The 20,555-nt window shown below is 37.4% G+C and carries 17 protein-coding genes; 7 read left to right on the top strand and 10 right to left on the bottom strand.

Going from position 1 to position 20,555, the window contains the following annotated elements; all coding sequences use genetic code 11:
• Positions 1–3: 3 nt before the first annotated feature.
• On the bottom strand, positions 4–789 hold the full coding sequence (gene dapF / locus WC623_RS03570; RefSeq protein WP_372848138.1) for a diaminopimelate epimerase: 786 nt from the start codon (positions 787–789) through the stop codon (positions 4–6).
• Between the two features lie 152 nt (positions 790–941).
• On the opposite strand from dapF, the gene WC623_RS03565 reads away from it, so the two are divergent.
• From WC623_RS03565 to WC623_RS03550, 4 genes are all read left to right on the top strand, one after another.
• Positions 942–2,465 (top strand): Do family serine endopeptidase, encoded by a 1,524-nt coding sequence (locus WC623_RS03565; RefSeq protein WP_372848137.1) that lies wholly within the window; start codon positions 942–944, stop codon positions 2,463–2,465.
• Between the two features lie 202 nt (positions 2,466–2,667).
• Entirely contained in the window at positions 2,668–3,348 is a 681-nt protein-coding gene (locus WC623_RS03560) for a succinate dehydrogenase cytochrome b subunit (protein WP_349783998.1), read from the top strand.
• Positions 3,349–3,373: 25 nt separating this feature from the next.
• Positions 3,374–5,353 carry a fumarate reductase/succinate dehydrogenase flavoprotein subunit gene (locus WC623_RS03555; RefSeq protein ID WP_372848136.1) on the top strand — a complete coding sequence of 660 codons (1,980 nt, stop codon included), beginning with the start codon at positions 3,374–3,376 and terminating at the stop codon, positions 5,351–5,353.
• A 26-nt stretch (positions 5,354–5,379) separates the two neighbouring features.
• Entirely contained in the window at positions 5,380–6,150 is a 771-nt protein-coding gene (locus WC623_RS03550; RefSeq protein ID WP_316816960.1) for a succinate dehydrogenase/fumarate reductase iron-sulfur subunit, read from the top strand.
• Positions 6,151–6,235: 85 nt separating this feature from the next.
• Here the strand turns inward: WC623_RS03550 and WC623_RS03545 are convergent, their stop codons facing one another.
• Both WC623_RS03545 and WC623_RS03540 read right to left on the bottom strand, forming a co-directional pair.
• Positions 6,236–8,257 carry a TonB family protein gene (locus WC623_RS03545; RefSeq protein WP_372848135.1) on the bottom strand — a complete coding sequence of 674 codons (2,022 nt, stop codon included), beginning with the start codon at positions 8,255–8,257 and terminating at the stop codon, positions 6,236–6,238.
• A complete protein-coding gene (locus tag WC623_RS03540; protein WP_372848134.1) occupies positions 8,254–8,631 on the bottom strand; it encodes a BlaI/MecI/CopY family transcriptional regulator in 378 nt (125 codons plus the stop codon). The genes WC623_RS03545 and WC623_RS03540 overlap by 4 nt, the downstream gene beginning before the upstream one ends.
• A gap of 650 nt (positions 8,632–9,281) precedes the next feature.
• On the opposite strand from WC623_RS03540, the gene WC623_RS03535 reads away from it, so the two are divergent.
• The gene (locus tag WC623_RS03535; protein WP_372848133.1) at positions 9,282–10,316 is read left to right on the top strand and encodes a sensor histidine kinase; all 1,035 of its coding nucleotides are present in this window, start codon (positions 9,282–9,284) and stop codon (positions 10,314–10,316) included.
• The gene (locus tag WC623_RS03530) at positions 10,313–11,077 is read left to right on the top strand and encodes a LytR/AlgR family response regulator transcription factor (RefSeq protein WP_372848132.1); all 765 of its coding nucleotides are present in this window, start codon (positions 10,313–10,315) and stop codon (positions 11,075–11,077) included. Before WC623_RS03535 ends, WC623_RS03530 begins: the two co-directional genes overlap by 4 nt.
• Here the strand turns inward: WC623_RS03530 and WC623_RS03525 are convergent, their stop codons facing one another.
• The 5 genes from WC623_RS03525 to WC623_RS03505 all read right to left on the bottom strand — a co-directional run bounded on the left by WC623_RS03525 (position 11,078) and on the right by WC623_RS03505 (position 17,777).
• Positions 11,078–11,824: a lysophospholipid acyltransferase family protein gene (locus WC623_RS03525; RefSeq protein ID WP_372848131.1), complete on the bottom strand. Its 747-nt coding sequence runs from the start codon at positions 11,822–11,824 to the stop codon at positions 11,078–11,080.
• 23 nt (positions 11,825–11,847) lie between these two features.
• On the bottom strand, positions 11,848–12,402 hold the full coding sequence (locus WC623_RS03520) for an NUDIX domain-containing protein (protein WP_372848130.1): 555 nt from the start codon (positions 12,400–12,402) through the stop codon (positions 11,848–11,850).
• 33 nt (positions 12,403–12,435) lie between these two features.
• Positions 12,436–14,850 carry an outer membrane beta-barrel protein gene (locus WC623_RS03515; protein ID WP_372848129.1) on the bottom strand — a complete coding sequence of 805 codons (2,415 nt, stop codon included), beginning with the start codon at positions 14,848–14,850 and terminating at the stop codon, positions 12,436–12,438.
• Between the two features lie 26 nt (positions 14,851–14,876).
• Positions 14,877–17,363 (bottom strand): TonB-dependent receptor domain-containing protein, encoded by a 2,487-nt coding sequence (locus tag WC623_RS03510; protein ID WP_372848128.1) that lies wholly within the window; start codon positions 17,361–17,363, stop codon positions 14,877–14,879.
• Between the two features lie 132 nt (positions 17,364–17,495).
• On the bottom strand, positions 17,496–17,777 hold the full coding sequence (locus WC623_RS03505) for an ATP-dependent Clp protease adaptor ClpS (protein ID WP_372848127.1): 282 nt from the start codon (positions 17,775–17,777) through the stop codon (positions 17,496–17,498).
• 80 nt (positions 17,778–17,857) lie between these two features.
• Between WC623_RS03505 and WC623_RS03500 the strand changes: the two genes are divergently transcribed.
• A complete protein-coding gene (locus WC623_RS03500) occupies positions 17,858–18,904 on the top strand; it encodes a 3-oxoacyl-ACP synthase III family protein (protein ID WP_372848126.1) in 1,047 nt (348 codons plus the stop codon).
• A gap of 8 nt (positions 18,905–18,912) precedes the next feature.
• Here WC623_RS03500 and WC623_RS03495 read toward each other — a convergent pair whose 3' ends face one another.
• Together WC623_RS03495 and WC623_RS03490 are read right to left on the bottom strand one after the other, a co-directional pair.
• Positions 18,913–19,788 (bottom strand): SDR family oxidoreductase, encoded by an 876-nt coding sequence (locus WC623_RS03495; protein ID WP_372848125.1) that lies wholly within the window; start codon positions 19,786–19,788, stop codon positions 18,913–18,915.
• A 2-nt stretch (positions 19,789–19,790) separates the two neighbouring features.
• Complete coding sequence (locus WC623_RS03490; RefSeq protein ID WP_372848124.1) at positions 19,791–20,552, bottom strand: enoyl-CoA hydratase/isomerase family protein; 762 nt, start codon at positions 20,550–20,552, stop codon at positions 19,791–19,793.
• Positions 20,553–20,555: the final 3 nt, after the last annotated feature.

Here is a 20,555-nt window from a genome sequence, read left to right as displayed (position 1 = left end):
GAGTTAAAAACTTACCTCCCCTTCAAATACCTTTTCTGCTGGTCCCCCTAAAAAAACATGAGTAAACTGTTGGCCATCATAATCAAATGTTATGTTTAAGTTGCCTCCCAGAACCTTAACAGGGGTTTCGATATGCCCGGTTTTGCCTTGATGTTGTGCCATTGATAATGCTACTGCTGTAACTCCCGTTCCGCAAGCGTAAGTTTCATCTTCTACACCACGCTCAAAGGTGCGTACAAATAGATGATCGCCTTTGTCTTCCACAAAATTTACATTGATACCTTCTTTTTTATAGGTATCGTTATTGCGGATGGCTTTGCCGTTATTGTAAACGTCATAATTTTCCAGGTCTTCCTTTAGCGTTACATAATGTGGGGAGCCTGTGTTTAATACATATGAGTCTCCATCTTTGTTGATGATGTTAACATCTATCATTTGAAGGTCTACCCAATTTCCTGATTCTGAAATTTTGGCATAATGAGGTCCGTCGACTGCCAAAAAGTTTGTTTCCAGTCCAATAGCTCCAAGATGTCTGGCAAAAGCAACGATGCATCGGCCTCCATTTCCACACATACTGCCTGGTCGGCCATCAGCATTAAAGTAATGCATCTCGAAATCATACTGTTTATGAGTAGTTAAAAACATTAACCCATCTGCGCCAATGCCAAATCGCCTGTCACACAGTAGTTTTACGCGATCATAATCAATGTCTTTTAAAGGACTCATCCTGTGATCAATAAGTATAAAATCGTTTCCTGCTCCCTGATATTTATAGAAATGAATGTCCATCTTTATTATTTACTGCCTATTTAACATTTTTTAACAGTAATCATGACTGTTTACAGATGCAAATATCGGTGATATGGTATTAAATTTGAATAGATCAATGAAAGAAAAATATTTAAGTTTTCTTAATAGGTTAAATTTAAACTAATATATAAATGAAAAAGATAGGATTAATCGCGTTGGTTGCATTTATAGGTGGTGCAGCTGCAATTGGTGGCTACAAGTTGTTAGAGCAAAAAAATGACGGAATGCTGTCATTTGCGGATCAACAAAAGGTATTGTTCGCTAGTAACCCAAAAATATCATCAGCAGGTGCTGTTGATTTTGTAGAAGCAGCTGCGGCAGTTTCGCCAGCTGTTGTCCACATTAAAACATCATATACAGGTTCGGATTCGGGGCAAGGACGTTCATCATCTCCAATGGATATGTTTGAAGAATTCTTTGGTCGTGGTGGTCGTAAAATGCCTCGTGCACCAAGAGCAGCATCTGGTTCAGGTGTAATTTTAACACCAGACGGTTATATTGTAACTAATAACCATGTTGTAGATAATGCAGATAAAATCGAAGTCATATTATCTGACAGACGGAAAGTTAGCGCAAAAGTAATTGGTAAAGATCCAAACACGGATTTAGCATTAATTAAAGTTGAAGCAACTGATCTGCCTGTTGTGAAAATGGGTAATTCTGATAATGTTCAGATTGGTGAGTGGGTATTAGCAGTAGGTTTCCCTTTGGATTTACAAACTACCGTAACTGCTGGTATTGTAAGTGCTAAAGCCCGTAATATTGGAATTCTGGCCAGAAATCAACAACCCACAGAGGAAGAGTATGAAGAGTACCAAAGAACAGGAAAAGCTCCTGTAAACAATAGTATTGAATCATATATTCAAACAGATGCAGCAATTAACCCTGGAAACAGTGGTGGTGCATTGGTAAATGCTAACGGTGAGTTGATAGGCATTAATGCAGCGATTGCTTCTCAAACTGGAACAAACGTAGGCTATGGATTTGCTATTCCGGTAAACCTGGCTAAAAAAATTCTTGATGACTTTAGAAAATATGGTGCGGTTAAACGTGGTTATATTGGGGTAACGTTTTCTGCATTGGATGCAGATGCTGCAGAGAAATTGAATGTTAAAGATATCTCTGGTTTGTATGTAAATGAAGTACTTCCTGGGAGTGGTGCTGCTGCGGCAGGTATCCAAAAAGGTGATATCATTAAAAAAGTAGATGGAGCAGTTATTTATGATTCTCCTGATCTTCAGGAAAAAATTGGCCGGTTAAGTCCTGGCGATAAAGTAGAATTGACTTATTCAAGGAACGGACAGTTGAAAGATACAAGAGTAACTTTAAAAGGGGAAAGCAGTACTACACAGTCAAATGCAGTTGCAAAGGCATCTGGTAGTGCGAGCATAGAAAATCTAGGTGCTTCATTTGCCCCTGCCTCAGCACAGCTTAAAAGTAAATTTGGTGCTAAGAGTGGTGTTGTAGTGACTGCAGTAGAGCAAGGTAAAATCTTCGATTCGTTAGAGATTCCTAAAGGCTTATTGGTTACTGCAGTTAATGGAAGGCCGGTAAATAGTGCTAAAGATGTAGAACAAGCTTTGCCACAATCAAGAAACGGTATGACAACCATTTCGGGGGTAACAGCACAAGGTAACTTTACTTATTCTTTCTAAGTAGAATACTAAAATATAAAAACGGGGTATCTGAATAATCAGGTACCCCGTTTCTTTTTTAGGTAGAATTCATGAAAAATTACTTTTATCATCCAATTGTAATATTAGAATGTTTCTAAATAGCGTATTGTTGCTTGGAATTAACAAATTAATTCTTTTATTAAATACTTTTGCACATAATCAGAAATATAAAAACAATCTAATGGCAAGTTTCGGAAAGGCTTTTTCCTCATCAATTGGAAAAAAATTAATAATGGGCATTACGGGCCTGTTTCTCATTTCATTTCTTTTAGTGCATTGTTTTATCAATGCCTTGATTTTTGTAAATGATGGCGGGTTAACGTTTAACATGGGTGCACATTTTATGGGTACTAACTGGTTAATCAGAGCTATGGAAATCGTTTTATTCGCAGGCTTGCTTGCGCATATTATCCAGGGCTTCCGGTTGGTGTTTCAAAACCAGGCAGCACGCCCGGTTAAATACGCAGTTAACAATGGCTCGGCAAACAGTAAATGGTATTCTCGTTCAATGGGTTTACTAGGTACTTTGTTATTGATCTTCTTAATTGTTCACATCAACAAGTTTTGGGTGATGTCTCGTTTTACTGGTATTCCTACGATAGATGCGAATGGTAATCATGACTTATTTGCTGTAATGGTTGAAACCTTTAAAGATCCTTTATTGGTTTTACTTTATGTATTGGCAATGGTTTCACTGGCTTACCACTTATTGCATGGTTTTTCTTCTGCATTCCAGACTTTAGGATGGAACCATAAGAAGTATACACCAATTATCAAATCACTGGGAGTATGGTATTCAATCATCATTTCTTTGCTGTTCGCTTCTATGCCAATTGCAATGTACCTGGGGCTTATTAAATAATTTTAGATCTTAAAGTTTAAACAACATGGCAGAATTAAATGCTCATATACCTGAAGGAGAGTTAACAGAGAAATGGACTAAATTACGTTCTTCTATGCCATTGGTTAATCCGGCCAATAAAAGAAGCATAGAAATTATCGTAGTAGGTTCGGGGTTGGCAGGTGCTTCAGCAGCAGCTACCCTAGCTGAAATGGGTTATAAGGTTAAATGTTTTTGCTTCCAGGATTCACCGAGAAGAGCTCACTCTATTGCGGCTCAAGGTGGTATCAATGCAGCAAAGAATTATCAGAATGATGGTGATAGTACTTATCGTTTGTTTTATGATACCATAAAAGGTGGTGATTACCGTGCACGTGAGGCTAATGTACACCGTTTAGCTGAAGTTAGTGCAAATATTATAGATCAGTGTGTGGCGCAGGGTGTGCCTTTAGCGAGAGAGTACGGTGGTTTGTTAGACAACCGTTCGTTCGGGGGTACACAAGTTCAACGTACATTTTATGCTGCGGGTCAAACCGGTCAGCAATTGCTTTTAGGAGCTTATAGTGCTTTAGAACGCCAGGTAGGTATGGGTAAAGTGGAAATGTTTACCCGTCACGAAATGCTTGAAGTTGTAACGGTTGATGGTAAAGCACGTGGTATTATTGCCCGTAACTTACTAACAGGCGAGCTCGAACGTCATTCAGGACATGCTGTATTGCTTTGCAGTGGTGGTTACGGAAACGTATTCTACCTTTCTACAAATGCAATGGGTAGTAACGTAACGGCAGCATGGAAAGCGCATAAAAAAGGAGCTTTCTTTGGTAATCCTTGCTATACGCAAATTCACCCTACTTGTATCCCGGTTTCTGGTGACCACCAATCTAAATTAACCCTGATGTCGGAGTCGTTACGTAACGATGGGCGTATCTGGGTTCCTAAAAAGAAAGATGATACACGCAAAGCTTCAGAAATTCCTGAGGATGAAAGAGATTATTACTTAGAGCGCAGATATCCTGCTTTCGGTAACCTTGTTCCACGTGACGTGGCATCGCGTGCTGCTAAAGAGCGTTGTGATGCAGGTTATGGTGTGGGTAACTCTAAACTTGCGGTTTATCTTGATTTTAAAGCCAATACTGAGCGTTATGGCCGCATTGAGGCTAACGTACAAAATATTCATAATCCCGATAAAGAAACCTGTATGCGATTAGGCCGTGAGGTGATTAAGGAAAAATATGGTAACCTGTTTGATATGTATGCGCAGATCACTGGAGAAGATCCTTATGAATTGCCAATGCGTATTTATCCTGCGGTTCACTATACCATGGGTGGTTTGTGGGTAGATTATAACTTAATGACTACTGTGCCAGGCTTATATGCTTTAGGTGAGGCAAACTTCTCCGATCACGGGGCGAACCGTTTAGGTGCTTCTGCATTGATGCAAGGTTTAGCCGATGGTTACTTTGTAATTCCTTACACTATTGGTGCTTATTTATCTAAAGAGTTGGCTACAAAACCAATTCCTCAGGATCATCCGGCATTTGTAGAGGCTGAAGCTAGTGCAAGAGGAATTATCGACAAATTCTTTGCGATTAAAGGAACAAAATCTGTTGATCATTTCCACAAGAAATTAGGAAAGATCATGTGGGAAAAATGCGGAATGGCACGTAATGCTAAAGGTTTAACTGAAGCGATCGCAGAAATTCAGCAATTGCGTAAAGAGTTCTGGAGCGATGTTCGTGTGCCAGGAGAAGCGAATGAGTTTAACCCCGAGTTGGAGAAAGCAGGTCGTGTGGCCGACTTTATTGAATTAGGAGAGCTGATGTGTATAGATGCGCTAAACAGAAACGAATCTTGTGGAGGTCACTTTAGAGAAGAATATCAGACTGAAGAAGGCGAAGCAATGCGTGATGATGAAAACTACGCTTACGTAGCTGCATGGGAATATAAGGAAGGCGTGAAATTTGAGCTGCATAAAGAAGAGCTGAAATTTGAAAACATTAAGGTCGCACAAAGAAGTTATAAATAATAGCTAAGTACTAAAATCTCAATATCATGAGTACAGGAAATATGAATTTAACGCTGAAAATCTGGCGTCAAAAAAATACAAAAGCCAAAGGTAGTTTGGTTGATTATAAACTATCGGAGATTTCTCCTGATATGTCTTTCTTAGAAATGTTTGACGTATTGAACGAAGAATTAATTTCTAAGGGTGACGAGCCTGTTGTGTTTGATCACGACTGTAGAGAAGGGATCTGTGGTGCTTGCTCTATGTTTATCAATGGCAGGCCTCACGGACCAAAAGAAGGAATTACAACTTGTCAGTTACACATGCGCTCATTTAAAGATGGTGATACCATCGTTGTTGAGCCATGGAGAGCAAAGGCTTTTCCGGTAATAAAAGATTTAACTGTAGATAGATCTGCATTCGACAGAGTTATTGCAGCTGGAGGCTTTATTTCGGTAAATACAGGAAATGCACAAGATGCCAACAACCTTCCTATTCCTAAGGTGCAGGCCGATTCAGCTTTCGAAGCTGCAGCTTGTATCGGATGTGGTGCTTGTGTGGCTACTTGTAAAAATGCTTCAGCAATGTTATTCGTATCTGCAAAGATTTCACAGCTTGCACAATTACCACAAGGCCAGCCAGAGCGCTACCGTAGGGTTCAGAGTATGGTTGCACAAATGGATGCAGAAGGTTTTGGAAATTGTACCAATACAGGAGCTTGTGAGGCAGAATGCCCTAAAGGCATATCTTTAGAGAACATAGCACGCATGAATAGAGATTTTTATTCTGCAAAATTTGTATCTGAGGAAGATATTTAATAGTTTTATAGAACGAGACAAGGTACTACACGAAGAGACCCGGCCACATTGACCGGGTCTCTTTGCGTAGTACTTTTTGTTTATGCTACTCTTTCTTCTCTTGTAATTCGGAAGTTTTTTCTGGTATTTTGTTTTTCTTTGTGACAATAACAATCACCCCGTTAGCACCTTTTGTCCCATATAAAGCTGTTGCTTTAGCATCTTTAAATACATTTATTGATTCAATTGTTTTGGGATCTATATTTGCAATATTAAAATTATCAATAGTTTTTCCATCAACTATATAAAGTGGTTGATTCCCGGCTTTATCCCCAAACTTCATCTCTCCACTATTATTGTCACCAAAACTGACGCCCATATTATTTATAGGTGATGGATCTTTTTTGATTGTTGGGCTAGCTGTACTCTGAGATGTTTTATTTAAGTTAAAGCTGATTGGAATATTATATTTTACCCGTACAGCCTTGCCTTTTTGTATACCGGCAATCCATTTTGGTGATTCTTTTAATACACGCACTGCTTCTTCATCAGTGCCACTTCCCAGGCTTCGCATAACCGTAATGTCATTCAGCGTACCATCTTTTTCGACAATAAACGACAGAAAGACTTTACCTTCTACTTTGTTCTTGACTGCTTCAGTTGGATATTTAAGGCTTTTACTCAAATATTCATAAAACTTAGTCATACCCCCTGGAAACTGAGGTTGTTTCTCTATAGAAACAAAATCAAAGATCTTATTTTCTCCATCATTATTTGTTGGAGCATTAGTTTTGTTTCCGTATCCTATTACTACAATATCATTTAAAGCTGTGGTTACAACAACATCATTTAAAGCTGTATATCCCTTTAAAGGTGAAATTTTAGTATTTAGTATAGGCTCTTTGCTATTACTAAGTGAAAACTTAACTTTTAAGGTGTATTTACCATCTTTAATTGATTTGTATCCATCAAATAGGGCAATACATCTTAGCGCTTCTGCATCACAACCTCCTCCTAATTTTGTCACAATCCCTACATCTTCAAGTTGTCCATTTGCAACTGTGAATTTAATCATGGTAGTGCCTATGATTTTATCTCTTTGTGCCATTGAAGGGTATTTGATATTCATCTTTACAAATTTGTAAAAATCATCCCATCCAGTCATTTTATGTAGCAAGCCCTGAATAGAAGCTTGTTTTTCCTTTACCAATTTCGGTGTGATTGGTTCAACTGTAGCAGTCACTACATTATTGATCACTTCGAGTGGAGTGTTTAAAGGTATGTTATCGGTAACGCTTTGAATCTTCTCATTATCGCTAATCGTAGCTGAAGACATGATCAGGGCAATTGCAAAAAGGGGGATGAAGAGGCCATATTTAAGAATGGCTACTTTCCTTGATCTTTGTTTATGTAACATAAATATTCTTCTTTTTATTAATGATTTATTAAAAAAATTATTTGTTAATGTATTAACCGGGACGCCGAATGCACGGCTTAATAATAGCAAAGCGTACTCATCTTTACTTCCTTGAAATCTGGCTGCTTCATCGTCTGCAAGATATTCATGGATACTTTTAATTGAATTTTTGTAAAAGTAAATGATGGGATTAAACCAGGTAAAGATGTTTAATACTTCAAAAAAAATGACATCAACACTATGCCATTGGCGAATGTGTATGTCTTCATGTCTATGGATTGTATTAGAATGAGGTAAGCTGTTTCCTATTCTTTTACTGCGGAAGAATGAAAAGGCATCATCATCCTCTTGTCGCTTCATTTTTTTCTTCACCAACCATAGGTTAAATATGAATCTGGAGGCAAAAAATAAAGTGCCAGTCAGATAGACTAAAACGATGAGGTTGCCTATGCTTAAATCAGTACTTTTATCTTCAACAATGCTTACCTGACTCATTAATTGTCCTACACTTATATATACAGGTTGTACAACTGCTTGTTTGGTAAACCATTCAAATCTTAAATATGGAATAGCAAGGGATAATATGCCTGCAGAGACTAGATAGATTCGATTAAGGGTGAAATAAGTTTCTTTGTCTAACAATAACTTATAGAAGCCATAAAATACCACCAGGTAAATGTTGACTTGCAGTATGTAATGTGCCCAACTCATCTTGGTCTGTTTTTAATTTTATTAATCATTTTAAGAATTTCATCTACATCACTCAGGTCAAGCTTTTCTTCCTTTACAAAAAATGAGAACATGCTTTCTACAGAACTTTCAAAATATCCGTCCAATAGTTTTTCTGTTGCATGACGTTTATAATCTTCTTTACTGATCAAGGGATAATACTGGTGAGATTTACCAAAAGCCTCATGCCCAAGAAACCCTTTTGATTCCAGTATACGAATGATGGTAGATACGGTATTATAAGCCGGTTTAGGCTCAGGCAAAAGATCTACTACTTCTTTAACGAAGCCTTTTTCCAGTTGCCAGAGAATTTGCATGATCTGCTCTTCTGCTTTAGTTAAGTCCTTTAATTCCATATTTTATTCTGTTGAAAATTTTATATTGGCTTGTTATTCCGTTTAACGCGTATTTTGCGGTATAACTAAAATCTTAGTATAAATCTATAACTAATTTTTTAGTTTTCAAAATGTTCAACAAAAAAAATGGCGGTATCCACCGCCAGATTTATTATTAACTAAACTAAATTTTCTATGTAAGGGCCTGGAATGATGCATTCAGGTAAGAATGTACAGATCTATTGTCTGAAAAAAGGAATACTTACCTTTATAAAACTGTTCTGCGAGGCAGGTGTTTTTGATACTATACCCTCAGTTGGATTACTAGGTCCAGCCTTTGTAAAGGTTAATAATATCATTATAAAGACTGGTACCAGAAGCAATAAGAAAGGCGAAGTGTTTGCTAAAGTTTTCATATGTCTTTTATTAAGTTTTTAATTTCTTGTTGTTATTTGATGAAACAAATAGAATAATTAAAAACAGGCTGCTAAAATCTTTTAGACCAATTGTATAATTTCTTAGATAAACAGTAAAAAACGGAAGCTTTTGAAGAATCTTACCAATATTACCTGTTCGTAGAAGAAAAATGCCAGTTCGTCGATCACCTGCATTTTAAAATAATTAGATTTGTGTAATTTGATAGATCAAATCATAATTACTAACCGGTTTAAATGAAAAGCAAAGGGCCCTTAGCTGTACATCTTATATTTTGGATACTTATCCTATCTGTATTACTCTGGGATACTTTCGGCGCGCATGAACAACCGACATTGTATGAGGCAGGAGTTAGATTTGCTTATTTTGCTTTAATCAATCTGTCTATCTTTTATATTAATTATACACTGCTCATTCCGATACTGGTCAAGCAAAAGAAAAAATATGGCTTGTATATGGTTTCCATATTTATGCTCATTGGCGTTATGGTACTTATAAAAATCGTAGTGGCTAGTCTTAACAGTGATTTCTTTTTAAGTTACTTTGATGAGCGTACAGGTAAAATAGAGTACCTTGAACTGACTAAATATGTCGTGTTTTCCATCTTCGTATCGGGTTTTTTTGTCGTTGTAAGTGCTTTGTTAAAACTTGCTATAGATTGGTTTGGCAGTGAGCGGATTCAGCGTGACTTAGTGAGCGAAAAAAGAGATATGGAATTGCAGTTCTTAAAATCGCAACTTAATCCTCACTTCTTATTCAATTCATTAAATAATATTTATTCTCTTGCTTATCAAAAGTCAGAAAAAACAGCTGATGCTATTTTAAAACTATCTGAGATTATGCGTTATATGATCTATGAGAGTAACGATAGCTGGGTATCGTTGAGTAAAGAGGTTGCTTATGTTCAGAGTTATATAGAGCTGCAAAAATTACGTTTTAAAGATGGTGCAGCGGTAGAATTTACATTAAATGGAGAGATAGATGATCAGCCTGTTGTGCCTTTGATTCTGATCTCTTTTGTGGAGAATGCTTTTAAGCATGGCGTTGCTAATGACCCTAATGATCCAATCAGGATTAATATCATTGCTAATCAGAAGATACTGCATTTCAGTGTGAGTAATAAAAAGAATAAATACAATAAAGATATCATGGGTGGTGTGGGTTTGAACAATGTAGAGCGCAGATTACAGCTGCTTTATCCTGAACGGTATAAATTAAATATCGTAAATTCGGAAACTCATTATACTACAGAACTAATGCTTGATATATGACAAAGTTAAAATGTATTGCCGTTGATGATGAGCCATTAGCGCTGGATATTATTGAGGATTATGTTTCTAAAGTTCCTTTTTTGGAATTGGTTAAACGTACAGAAAATGCCATAGAGGCCTTGCAAATGGTGCAAGCAGGAGGGGTTGACCTGGTGTTTCTGGATATTCAGATGCCCGAACTTACAGGGATACAGTTTTTAAAGATTGCTAATGGTAAGGCAAGTTACATTTTAACTACTGCTTATTCTCAGTATGCATTGGAAAGTTATGATCTTAATGTATCGGATTATCTGTTAAAACCTATAGCTTTTGATCGTTTCTATAAAGCTGTGGAGAAAGTGCATGATCGCATGAAATCACAGCCTTCTTCTGGTTCAGCGATACAACCCTTATTTGGAGTTACATCTACACCTGCAGCTGTTGCCCCGGTACCCAACCCAATACAGGATTTTATTTTTGTAAAAACAGAGCATAAAATTCAAAAAATAGAACTGGATGATATTCTTTATATAGAAGGTCTGAAAGACTACATTTCTATCTTTACAAAGAACGAACGGATAATTACCTTACAGAATATGAAAAAGATGGAAGAAACCTTACCTAAGGATCAATTCATCAGGGTTCATAAATCATATATTATAGCACTGGATAAAATTGAAAGCATTGAACGAAGCAGAATTACTATATGTAGTAAAATTATTCCTATAGGTGATACTTACAGGGAGGAGTTTTTCAGACATATTGATAATAAGAATATTTAATTAAACCGCTTTAACCTGGTTTAGCTTAACTCTTATTGCATTTTCAGCATCCAGTACAATCTGTTCCGGATTCTTATCTGTTGTGTTTAAAGGAGGTAATACTGTCCACTTTAATTTTTCACCAAAGCTTAATGGGAACATTCCATATTGAACTAGTTTCCATGAGTTTTCAATCGCTACTGGTACAATCAGCGCATCGGGAACAACTTTTAATAGTGTAGCAATGCCCCCAACCTGGAAGGGTTTCATTTGCCCATCTTTGGCCCTGGTGCCCTCAGCAAATATCATGGCAGACCAGTTGTTTTCTTTCATGCGTCTGCCAAGTTTTATCAGTTCAGATACTGCCTGTTTGCTATCTTTACGGTTTATATTTGCTCCACCACCATATTTTAGGTTGTACGAAATAGAAGGAATCCCTTTTGTTAATTCAATTTTAGAAATGAATTTCACATGGAATTTTCTCAGGAACCAGATTAACCCTGGAATATCGTACATGCTTTGGTGATTGGCTACAAAGATAATAGGACGGTTAAGTGGTAAATTCTGGTCATTTACAAGAGTAATAGAGCTACCCATTAAGAGGTCGCTATATGTTAGAAAAAAATTAAGGGCATCAACAGAAGCTTTATGCGCTTTGTAACCAAAAAATCTGTAGCAAATCCACTGGATAGGATGAAAAACAACTAATGACAACCCGAAAAAGATGTAAAAAACCGGGCTGAAGATATAGCCAAAAAACTTGTTCATAAAATTAGTTCAGTAAGTATATGTTATAAGTGACCGTCCAGGATCAATATTTTTGTTTTTAAGATAGCAGCAATACTCATGCTGTCAGTAATTTCGCCATTCATTACCATCTGATAAGCTTCATCAAAAGGTAGTCTCTGTACTTCTAGCTGTTCTGTTTCTTCAGGAGATGATTTACCCTGATTAAGATCCCTTGCCATGTAAATAATGCCCAGTTCGTTACTTACTGAGTTAGATAAGTGAATGCGTTGCATTTCAGTCCATTCATTTGCCGTAAGACCTGTTTCTTCCAAAAGTTCTCGTTTTGCGCTTTCTAGTGGATCAGATTCAAGTGGTCCACCACCTTCCGGGATTTCCCAGCTGTATGCTTTTAATGGAAAGCGATATTGTCCGACAAGCCAGGTATTATGCTCTGCATCCAATACCATAATGCCAATTGCATAGTTTTTGAAATGTACTTCGCCATAAATGCCTTTACCACCAGATGGGTTAATTACATTATGCTCAGTTAATCCAATCCATTGATTTTCGTAAATCTTATGGCTGTCAATCGTTATCCAGGGATTATGCTGTTCCATGGGCGCAATATACGAAATTCTGTTTTTAGCCTGCTATTTGGGTTTAGGGACAGGAGGTACTTTTTTAATTTTTGTAAATCGATAGTTAACGCTCATCGTTACATTACTGGTGTTACGGGTGGTGAAGCTTTGAAGGTTAAAATTAAGACCTTCGCTATACAACATGTCGTTGCGCCTGCCAAATGGGTCTGAAATAGTTATGCGCGTACTCAGTCGGTTTTTAAGAAATGTTTTTCGGGCAGCCATACTGGTGGTAATTGAGCCTTTTGTTCGTCCTTGTGCATTTACATTGTTTGCATAATTTACATTGGCTTCAAATGCAGTTCTAAGAGGCAGCTGTATAGAGAGTCCCATGGCACTTCTTAAGCTCAACCCTGTTCTGTTCAAGGCTGAGTTTAGAGAAGACTTATAATTGCTTTGTGTGAGTGTTAAATTAGCATTAGTTGACAATTTTTTACTTGGCTTATAATTCCCAATCAATATTAATCCAAATATATCATTTGAACCTACATTATAGAAAGTTGTTTCGGAAGAGGCTACACCATTTACGACTTCTACAGATCGGTATCTTTCGATTACGCCACTGCTGGTAGAATATGATAGTCGGGGTGTGAAGGACCATGTTTCACCAAATACCCCAAAACTGATGTCCATTTGATGAGTATATGCAGGAACCAGACCTGGATTACCAAACGATATATTCAGAGGATCATTGTCATTGATTTGTGGATTTAAGGTATTTTCCCTTGGTCTGTTTACACGTACACTGTAAGTAGCGCCTATATTGTATCTTTTTTTGAAAAAGTGGTTTAAAGAAATATTTGGGAATAAGCTTAGGTAAGGTTTGATGTTATAGTTCGCACCAGAGGAGAGATCGAAATCTACATCAGTCAATTCAGCCCTGATCCCGGCTTTAACACCAAAACTTTTAGTTTTATAATTGTAAGAGCTATAGCCGGCAATTATTCTTTCATTGTATAAAAACTGATTACTGAGCTTTTGAGAAATTATATATTCATCCGTTGTAAAATTAAAGTCTCTAACCAGTAAATCATTGTCATTTTTCCGCTGTGTAAACATTAAACCTGCTTCAAACCGATCACGCTTATTAAATACGGGTTTGTCGTAATCCAGATTAAAAGTGAGCCCGCCATTACCTATATCAGTTCCAGTCTCTCTAAGTGATGGTTTGAGGGTGGTGGGTAAGGTATAATGTTGGTCTAGTATTCTTAAACTGCTGTTAGCGTTGTTATTATAGGTGATGCCAATTGTAAGTTTCTCTCCGCTCTCTTTTGCGGTCAAGCTATAATCAGCATTAAACACAACATTATAACTATTTCCATCAGCTATGCTCAATTGTTTACGTACCCGTCTTAAGTCAAGTTCTTCACTTAAGAAATTAAAATCAGTACCAGACCAGCTATCACTATTGTTGATGTTGAAGTTGGTGCTTACCCTTAAGTTTTGTGAAGGTGAAATGTCCCAATCAAGTCCAGCTCTGAAATTCCCTCCATTACTTTCACTTCTGCTGTCGGTATAATTATCGTAATAGAATGTAGTGTCTTTAACCAGATCAAAGTTTTCACGGTAAGAATTAGAATTACTTTTACCAATACCACTTCTATAAGCTGCACTTCCTGTTAATGAGTAGTTTTTACTGCGATAGGAGGCATTAGTGTTCATGTTTGTGTTACCTTGTACTCCGGCTGTAATACCAGCATTGCCATTAAAACCAATCGCAAAACCCCTTTTCATTACAATGTTGATAATTCCTTCTCCATCTCCAGAATACCTTGCAGGTGGGTTTGTCATGACCTCTATTTTTTGGATTGCATCAGAGGGTAAGACATTTAACAGATCTGCAATATTAGAAGTCATGTAATCAGATGGTTTACCATCAATAAAAATTCTTGTTGAACGTTTACCAGCAATAGTTGCATTCCCATCAATATCAACTTGTACCATTGGGACATTTTTAAGGATGTCATTTGCCGTGCTTCCTTCAGCTAATATAGATTTGTCTACATTATAAGTAATCATATCAGCGGCAAACTCAATAACTGGTTTTTCCGCTGTAATTGTAACTTCACTTAAATCATTCTGTTCGCTGCTTAGCTTTAAACTCCCCAGATCACGTTCAAGGCTTTTTTCGGCAATGATGACCTCATTAACAGTTAAACTTGCAAAGCCAACAAAGCTTACTTTAATTTTATAAGTTCCAGGTTTTAAGGCTTCGAATTTGAAAAGCCCATTTTCATCAGTTGAAGTTGTCCTTAATGGTTGTTCTGCACCTGCTTCATATATTGCTACTACTGCTGACGGAATCGGGAGTGCACCTTGCTGTTCAATGACCTTTCCGGTTATGATGCCCTTTTCAACGATAGCGTATGCATTAGTAACGCTTATCAGCAATAAAAAGCCAATTATAAAGGATAAATACTTTTTCAATATTGGTTAGGTTGGTTATGTTCGGTTTAAAATGACTCTTCGTCAGAACGCATTTCCTGCTGGTCTGATTTTTTATTCTTTTTAAAGTTAAAACTATTTTTACCAAAACGGTAAGAATATGTTAGGCTCATTACTGTACCTCTCATGTTACGCTTAAAGTCGGTAATAACACCATTTGCAGTAGTAGTCATGCTCCAGTTTCTGGTATTGAAAACATCTCTTACATTTAAGCTAAGTGAAGAGGCTTTATTCTTAAAATCGTATTTCGCACCAGCATCAACTACATACATCGCATTTCTTGTACCTTGTGCCATAATCTCTTTTGAACGGTAATCGCCTTTTACCTGTAAAGTGATATTATAAGGTAGCACGAAGTTGTTCGTTAAATTGGCGTTCCAGCTAAAGCCAGAACTTTCTACAGCACTATTTACAGGAATCCCATTTAATTTTCTTTGGTATAGGTTTGCGTTTCCTGTAACATTCCATGCTTTAGCTACATCAAAACGGCCAATAAGTTCCAATCCGCTTGATATCTCGCTAGCTAAATTTTGTGGTGTAACAAGGATATAATCATCAACATTTGTTCTGATTCGTTGGATGACGTCATTGGTTTGACGCACGTAAGCTGTGGAAATAAAAGTGATTTTTTTCCAGTATTTGCTATAACTCAACTCATAAGCATGAACATCTTCTGGTTTTAAGTTTGGATTACCCTGACGGCGAATGAGAGGGTCAGACACATCAACAAATGGATTGGTATCCCAGCCCCTAGGACGGTTAACACGTCTGCTGTAACTCAATTGCAGCTGCTGTTCCTTGTTCAGTTTTTGTGTTAAAAATATACTAGGATATAAACGTCTGTAATCTACTTTTCCAGGAGTATAACTTAAGGCACCATTTTCGTCAAAAGAACCAAGTCTGGTGTCAAGAACAGCATCTTCTGCTCTTAAGCCCACCTGATAACCAAAGTTTTTATATTGATTCTGATAGTTTACATATAAAGCATGAACCTGATCTTTACTATCGAAATTGTTAGTTAACGCATAATTCGGAACATAAAGATCGCTGGTATAATCATAGTTAGTAGAGAAAGTATTGTTGACTACATTCCTGATTTGACTGCGGTAACCCGTTTCAATTTTTCCGGTTTTGCTAACAGGTAGCGAATAATCTACTTGTATGTTGTAGCTGTTGTTAGTACCAGTTCCATCATTGATTTGAATTTCAATGGGATTGCTTACAGGAGCTCCATTATAAAAATACATATCCGTCGATAGGTTCTGATTACTATTATTTGTACCATTAGAATAGCTGAAATTGAAGGTCAGTTCTTCCTTAGGGTTTTTAAATTTCTGTACAAAGTCAAGGTTAAGGTCATAGGTATGTCCCCCGCCTTTATTGGTATTATTTCTATTGCTCAGGTCACGCGCAATATAATCTGGCTTCAGAATCTCAATATTTATGAACTCTCTCCTGTCATTGTCTCTTTGGTTAAAACCACCAGTGAAGCTAATAATACTTTTTTCACCTAAATAATAATCTAATCCAGCTTTTACGTTATGTCCAATGTCAGTTGATTTCGAGTCAGTGCTTTGATTTGCATAAGCCGTATCTGTTCTGAATGGGTTGTATGCTAGATTGTTATAACCACTTCCGAACCTATTTCCATTGCGGTAGCTATAGTTTCCATAAACGTTTATTTTGCTGTTTTGAAAACTCAAACTTGTATTTGCATTGTAATTGTCTCGATTCCCTGCAGTAAGTGCAACTGAGCCATTCAATCCTAATTTTTTGTTTTTCTTTAAAACAATGTTGATGATGCCAGATTGTCCTTCTGCATCATACTTTGCTGATGGGTTAGTAATTAGCTCTACTGTTTCAATGGAACTGGCAGGTAGGGATTGCAGAATCTGAGCTACATTGCCACCTGCTATCATAGAGGGTTTTCCGTCAATTAAGACTTTTACACCCGTAGAACCTCTAAGACTTATGTTTCCATCAATATCTGATTGTACCGAGGGAACATTCTGCAAAAGATCAGATGCAGATCCACCCTCACTTACTAAACTCTGGTCTACAGAGAAAACTTTTTTATCAATACCCAATTGCATAGTAGCTTTTTGAGCAGTGATGGCAACTTCCTTCAATGCTGTACCTTTGGCAGGTTTCATTTTAACTGTACCAAGATTTATATTATTGTGTGTGTCACTGATCGAAACGGAATCTCTAACCATAGTCTGGTAGCCGACATAGCTCACTTTAAAAGTGAAAGTACCTTTAGGAAGAGCATTTACTGTTAGATTGCCATTTACATCAGCCTGAACTCCCTTTACAACTGCTTTTGTTTTTCTGTCGATAACTATTGCTGATGCAAATGGAATGGTTTCATTGCTTTGAGCGTCAACAACTTTAGCGGTAATCTTTCCATCACCAGTACTTTGTGCATTTGCTTTTATTTGAAAAGTTAAGATAGCAAAAGTTAGAAGCAAAAAATTGCAGGCGTAATTCGTCATTAATGTGGTTCTTTTTTGTGTGTTTGTCTAAGATGGACAAAAAAACAATAACGAAGTTTAAAAAACGGGGCGTAACTATTTTATTACAAAGAGATTTTGTAGAGGTTAATAGTTGTAGTAATACTACAAACTTTAGTCAACAGTCGCAGTAAGTCCTTCTGACTGTAGTATTTTACGGTAAACTTCCATTTCTGTAAATGAACCTTCCAGAACTGCACACTTACCTTTAGTATGGACTTCCCATGCAATTTTTTCTGCTTGGCTTTCTGAGTAATCAAGATATTGCATCATACAATGAATAACATGCTCAAAAGTATTCACATCATCGTTCCAAAGAATTAAACGATGAACAGTTTTTAACGAACTTAATATTTCCTTTAGTGTAAATGTTTCCTCTTTGGTTTCTGTTGACATGCTACAAATTTAAGCTAATTTCAAAATAATGTTGTAGTTAAAGTTATTTTTGCTTAAAATTAGTAATTAAGCCAAGTATTATGTATCGTTCAAAGATCGCCGGAATAGGTTATTACGTTCCTAAAAATGTTTATACCAATACTGATTTATCACGATTTATGGATACCAGTGATGAATGGATACAGGAGCGTACTGGGATTAAGGAACGACGATTTGCAGATCGCTTAGAAGAAACGACTACTACAATGGGGGTTGAGGCGGCTAAAATTGCAATTGAACGTGCTGGTATTACTGCGCAGGATGTAGACTTTATCATCTTTGCTACCCTTAGCCCTGATTATTACTTTCCAGGCTGTGGCGTTTTGCTACAGCGCGAAATGAAAATGAAAGAGATTGGAGCATTGGATATCCGAAATCAATGTTCTGGCTTTGTATATGCTTTATCTGTTGCTGATCAATTTATTAAAACCGGTATGTATAAAAATATATTGGTAGTAGGTAGCGAAAAGCATTCATTTGCTATGGATTTTGAAACACGTAGCCGAAATGTTTCTGTAATATTTGGGGATGGTGCAGGAGCAGTTGTTTTGCAGCCAGCACAAAAAGAAGACCAGGGCATATTGAGTACACATTTACATAGTGATGGGGCAGATGCAGAGCTATTGGCAATGTTTTATCCTGGATCGAATGCCAATAAATGGTTGAAAGATAAGCCAGGTTACCCTGATCAGGAGCTTGGCGGCTTATTTATGACATCTGAACAATTGGAAAGTGGTGCTGCTTTACCTTATATGGATGGGCCTGCGGTATTTAAAAAGGCTGTGGTAAAATTTCCTGAGGTAATTAATGAGGCTTTAAAAGCTAACAAATTAACTGCTGCAGATATTGACCTGCTGGTTCCACATCAAGCTAATTTAAGGATCAGTCAGTATGTGCAACAATTGTTAGGCTTACCGGATAATAAAGTATTTAACAACATTCAAAAATATGGCAATACCACTGCTGCTTCTGTGCCAATAGCATTATGTGAAGCCTGGGAGGCTGGTAAAATTAAAGATGGAGACCTGGTATGTCTTGCTGCTTTTGGCTCAGGTTTTACCTGGGCAAGTGCTTTAATCAAGTGGTAAACTTAGTTTTAACTTCCCTTCGCCGATCTTGTCATTTGCTCAAAAGCATCCCACATTTCATTTGGGACAGCTTCTAATCCGTTAAACTGCCCAGCACCTTGCAACCATTCTCCTCCATCAATAGTGATTACTTCTCCGTTGATGTAACCAGAAAAATCACTAATCAGATAAGCAGCCAGGTTTGCAAGCTCCTGATGATCACCTACACGTTTTAAAGGTACTCTGTTTTTAAAATCAAACTTTTCAGCTAAATCACCAGGTAGCAATCTTTCCCACGCTCCTTTTGTAGGAAATGGGCCTGGTGCAATAGCATTGGTCCGGATACCATATTTACCCCATTCAACTGCTAGAGAGCGAGTCATGGCCAATACCCCACCTTTTGCACAAGCAGAAGGGACAACATAGGCAGATCCGGTAAAAGCATACGTAGTCACTATATTTACAATGCTTGCAGCTTGTTTCTCTTTAATCCAGTGTTTTCCAAAAGCCAGCGTACAGTTTACGGAGCCTTTCAGTACAATATCAATAATGCTAGAGAAAGCATTAGCCGATAAACGCTCCGTAGGAGAGATGAAATTACCAGCTGCATTGTTCAGGAGACTATCCACTTTGCCAAAGGTTTTTATGCTTTCGGCAAGCACATTTTCTACCTGATCATATTCTCTAACATCACAGGCCAAAGCAAGAACCTTTCCTCCGGTTTCCTGCTCCATCTCCTTTGCTGTTTTTTGGAGCACATCCAATTTGCGACTGGTGATAACCAGATTGGCACCTAGCTTAAGAAAGTAAGTACCCATTGCTTTACCAAGGCCTGTTCCACCTCCAGTAATCACTATAGTTCTACCTTTTAAGGCATCATCTCTTAACATAGGCTGATTAAACATATCTATTTCTTTTGAAGGTTATCAATAATAGTTTTTAAGATGTTTCTGGTTGTGGGTGCCCACCACTGCTGCAGCATTACCTTTAAAGCTTCAGACTGGTCAGCACTAGTACTGGCAATCAGATCCTTTCTAATACTCAGTTTACTTTGTTGCCAGGTGTTAGGCTCCATTGCCATATAATTCCTTATTTTGCGTTCCGCTGCGGTAATGATGCTGGCAGAATTTACCAGTTCATCTACCAGGCCAACTTTAAGTGCTTCTTCAGGTGTAAACAGTTTTCCTTCCAGTAAACTGCGAGAAGCAGTAGCAGAACCTAACCAAAAAGCATATAGATTAAAGATACTATTGGGTACGATAATGCCTACTGGAACTTCATTCAATCCAATAATGTATTTGCCTTCTGCCATAACTCTGTAGTCGCATGCCAATGCAATTACACATCCACCAGCAGGGCTATGACCATTAATGGCAGCTACCAAAGGCTTTTTAAAAGCAGTGATATTCGCTATGAAATTCAGGAACAGATGCCAGAATGATTCTGCTTCTTCCTCATTGTAATTGTAGAGCTCAATCAGGTCTAATCCAGCCGAAAAGAATGGCTCTTTTCCACTGATGATTACCCCGGCAATATTGGGATCTGACGATATATTATTTAATATGTCATTTAACTCTGTAATCATCTCACGATTCAAGGCATTTGATTTGCCCCTGTCAAGAGTGATCAGGCTTAAATGATCTTTTATATTTACTTTAATTGTATTCATAAC

Source organism: Pedobacter sp., assembly GCF_041645105.1.
Classification (GTDB): Bacteria; Bacteroidota; Bacteroidia; order Sphingobacteriales; family Sphingobacteriaceae; genus Pedobacter.
This window is presented reverse-complemented; position numbering and strand designations above follow the sequence as displayed.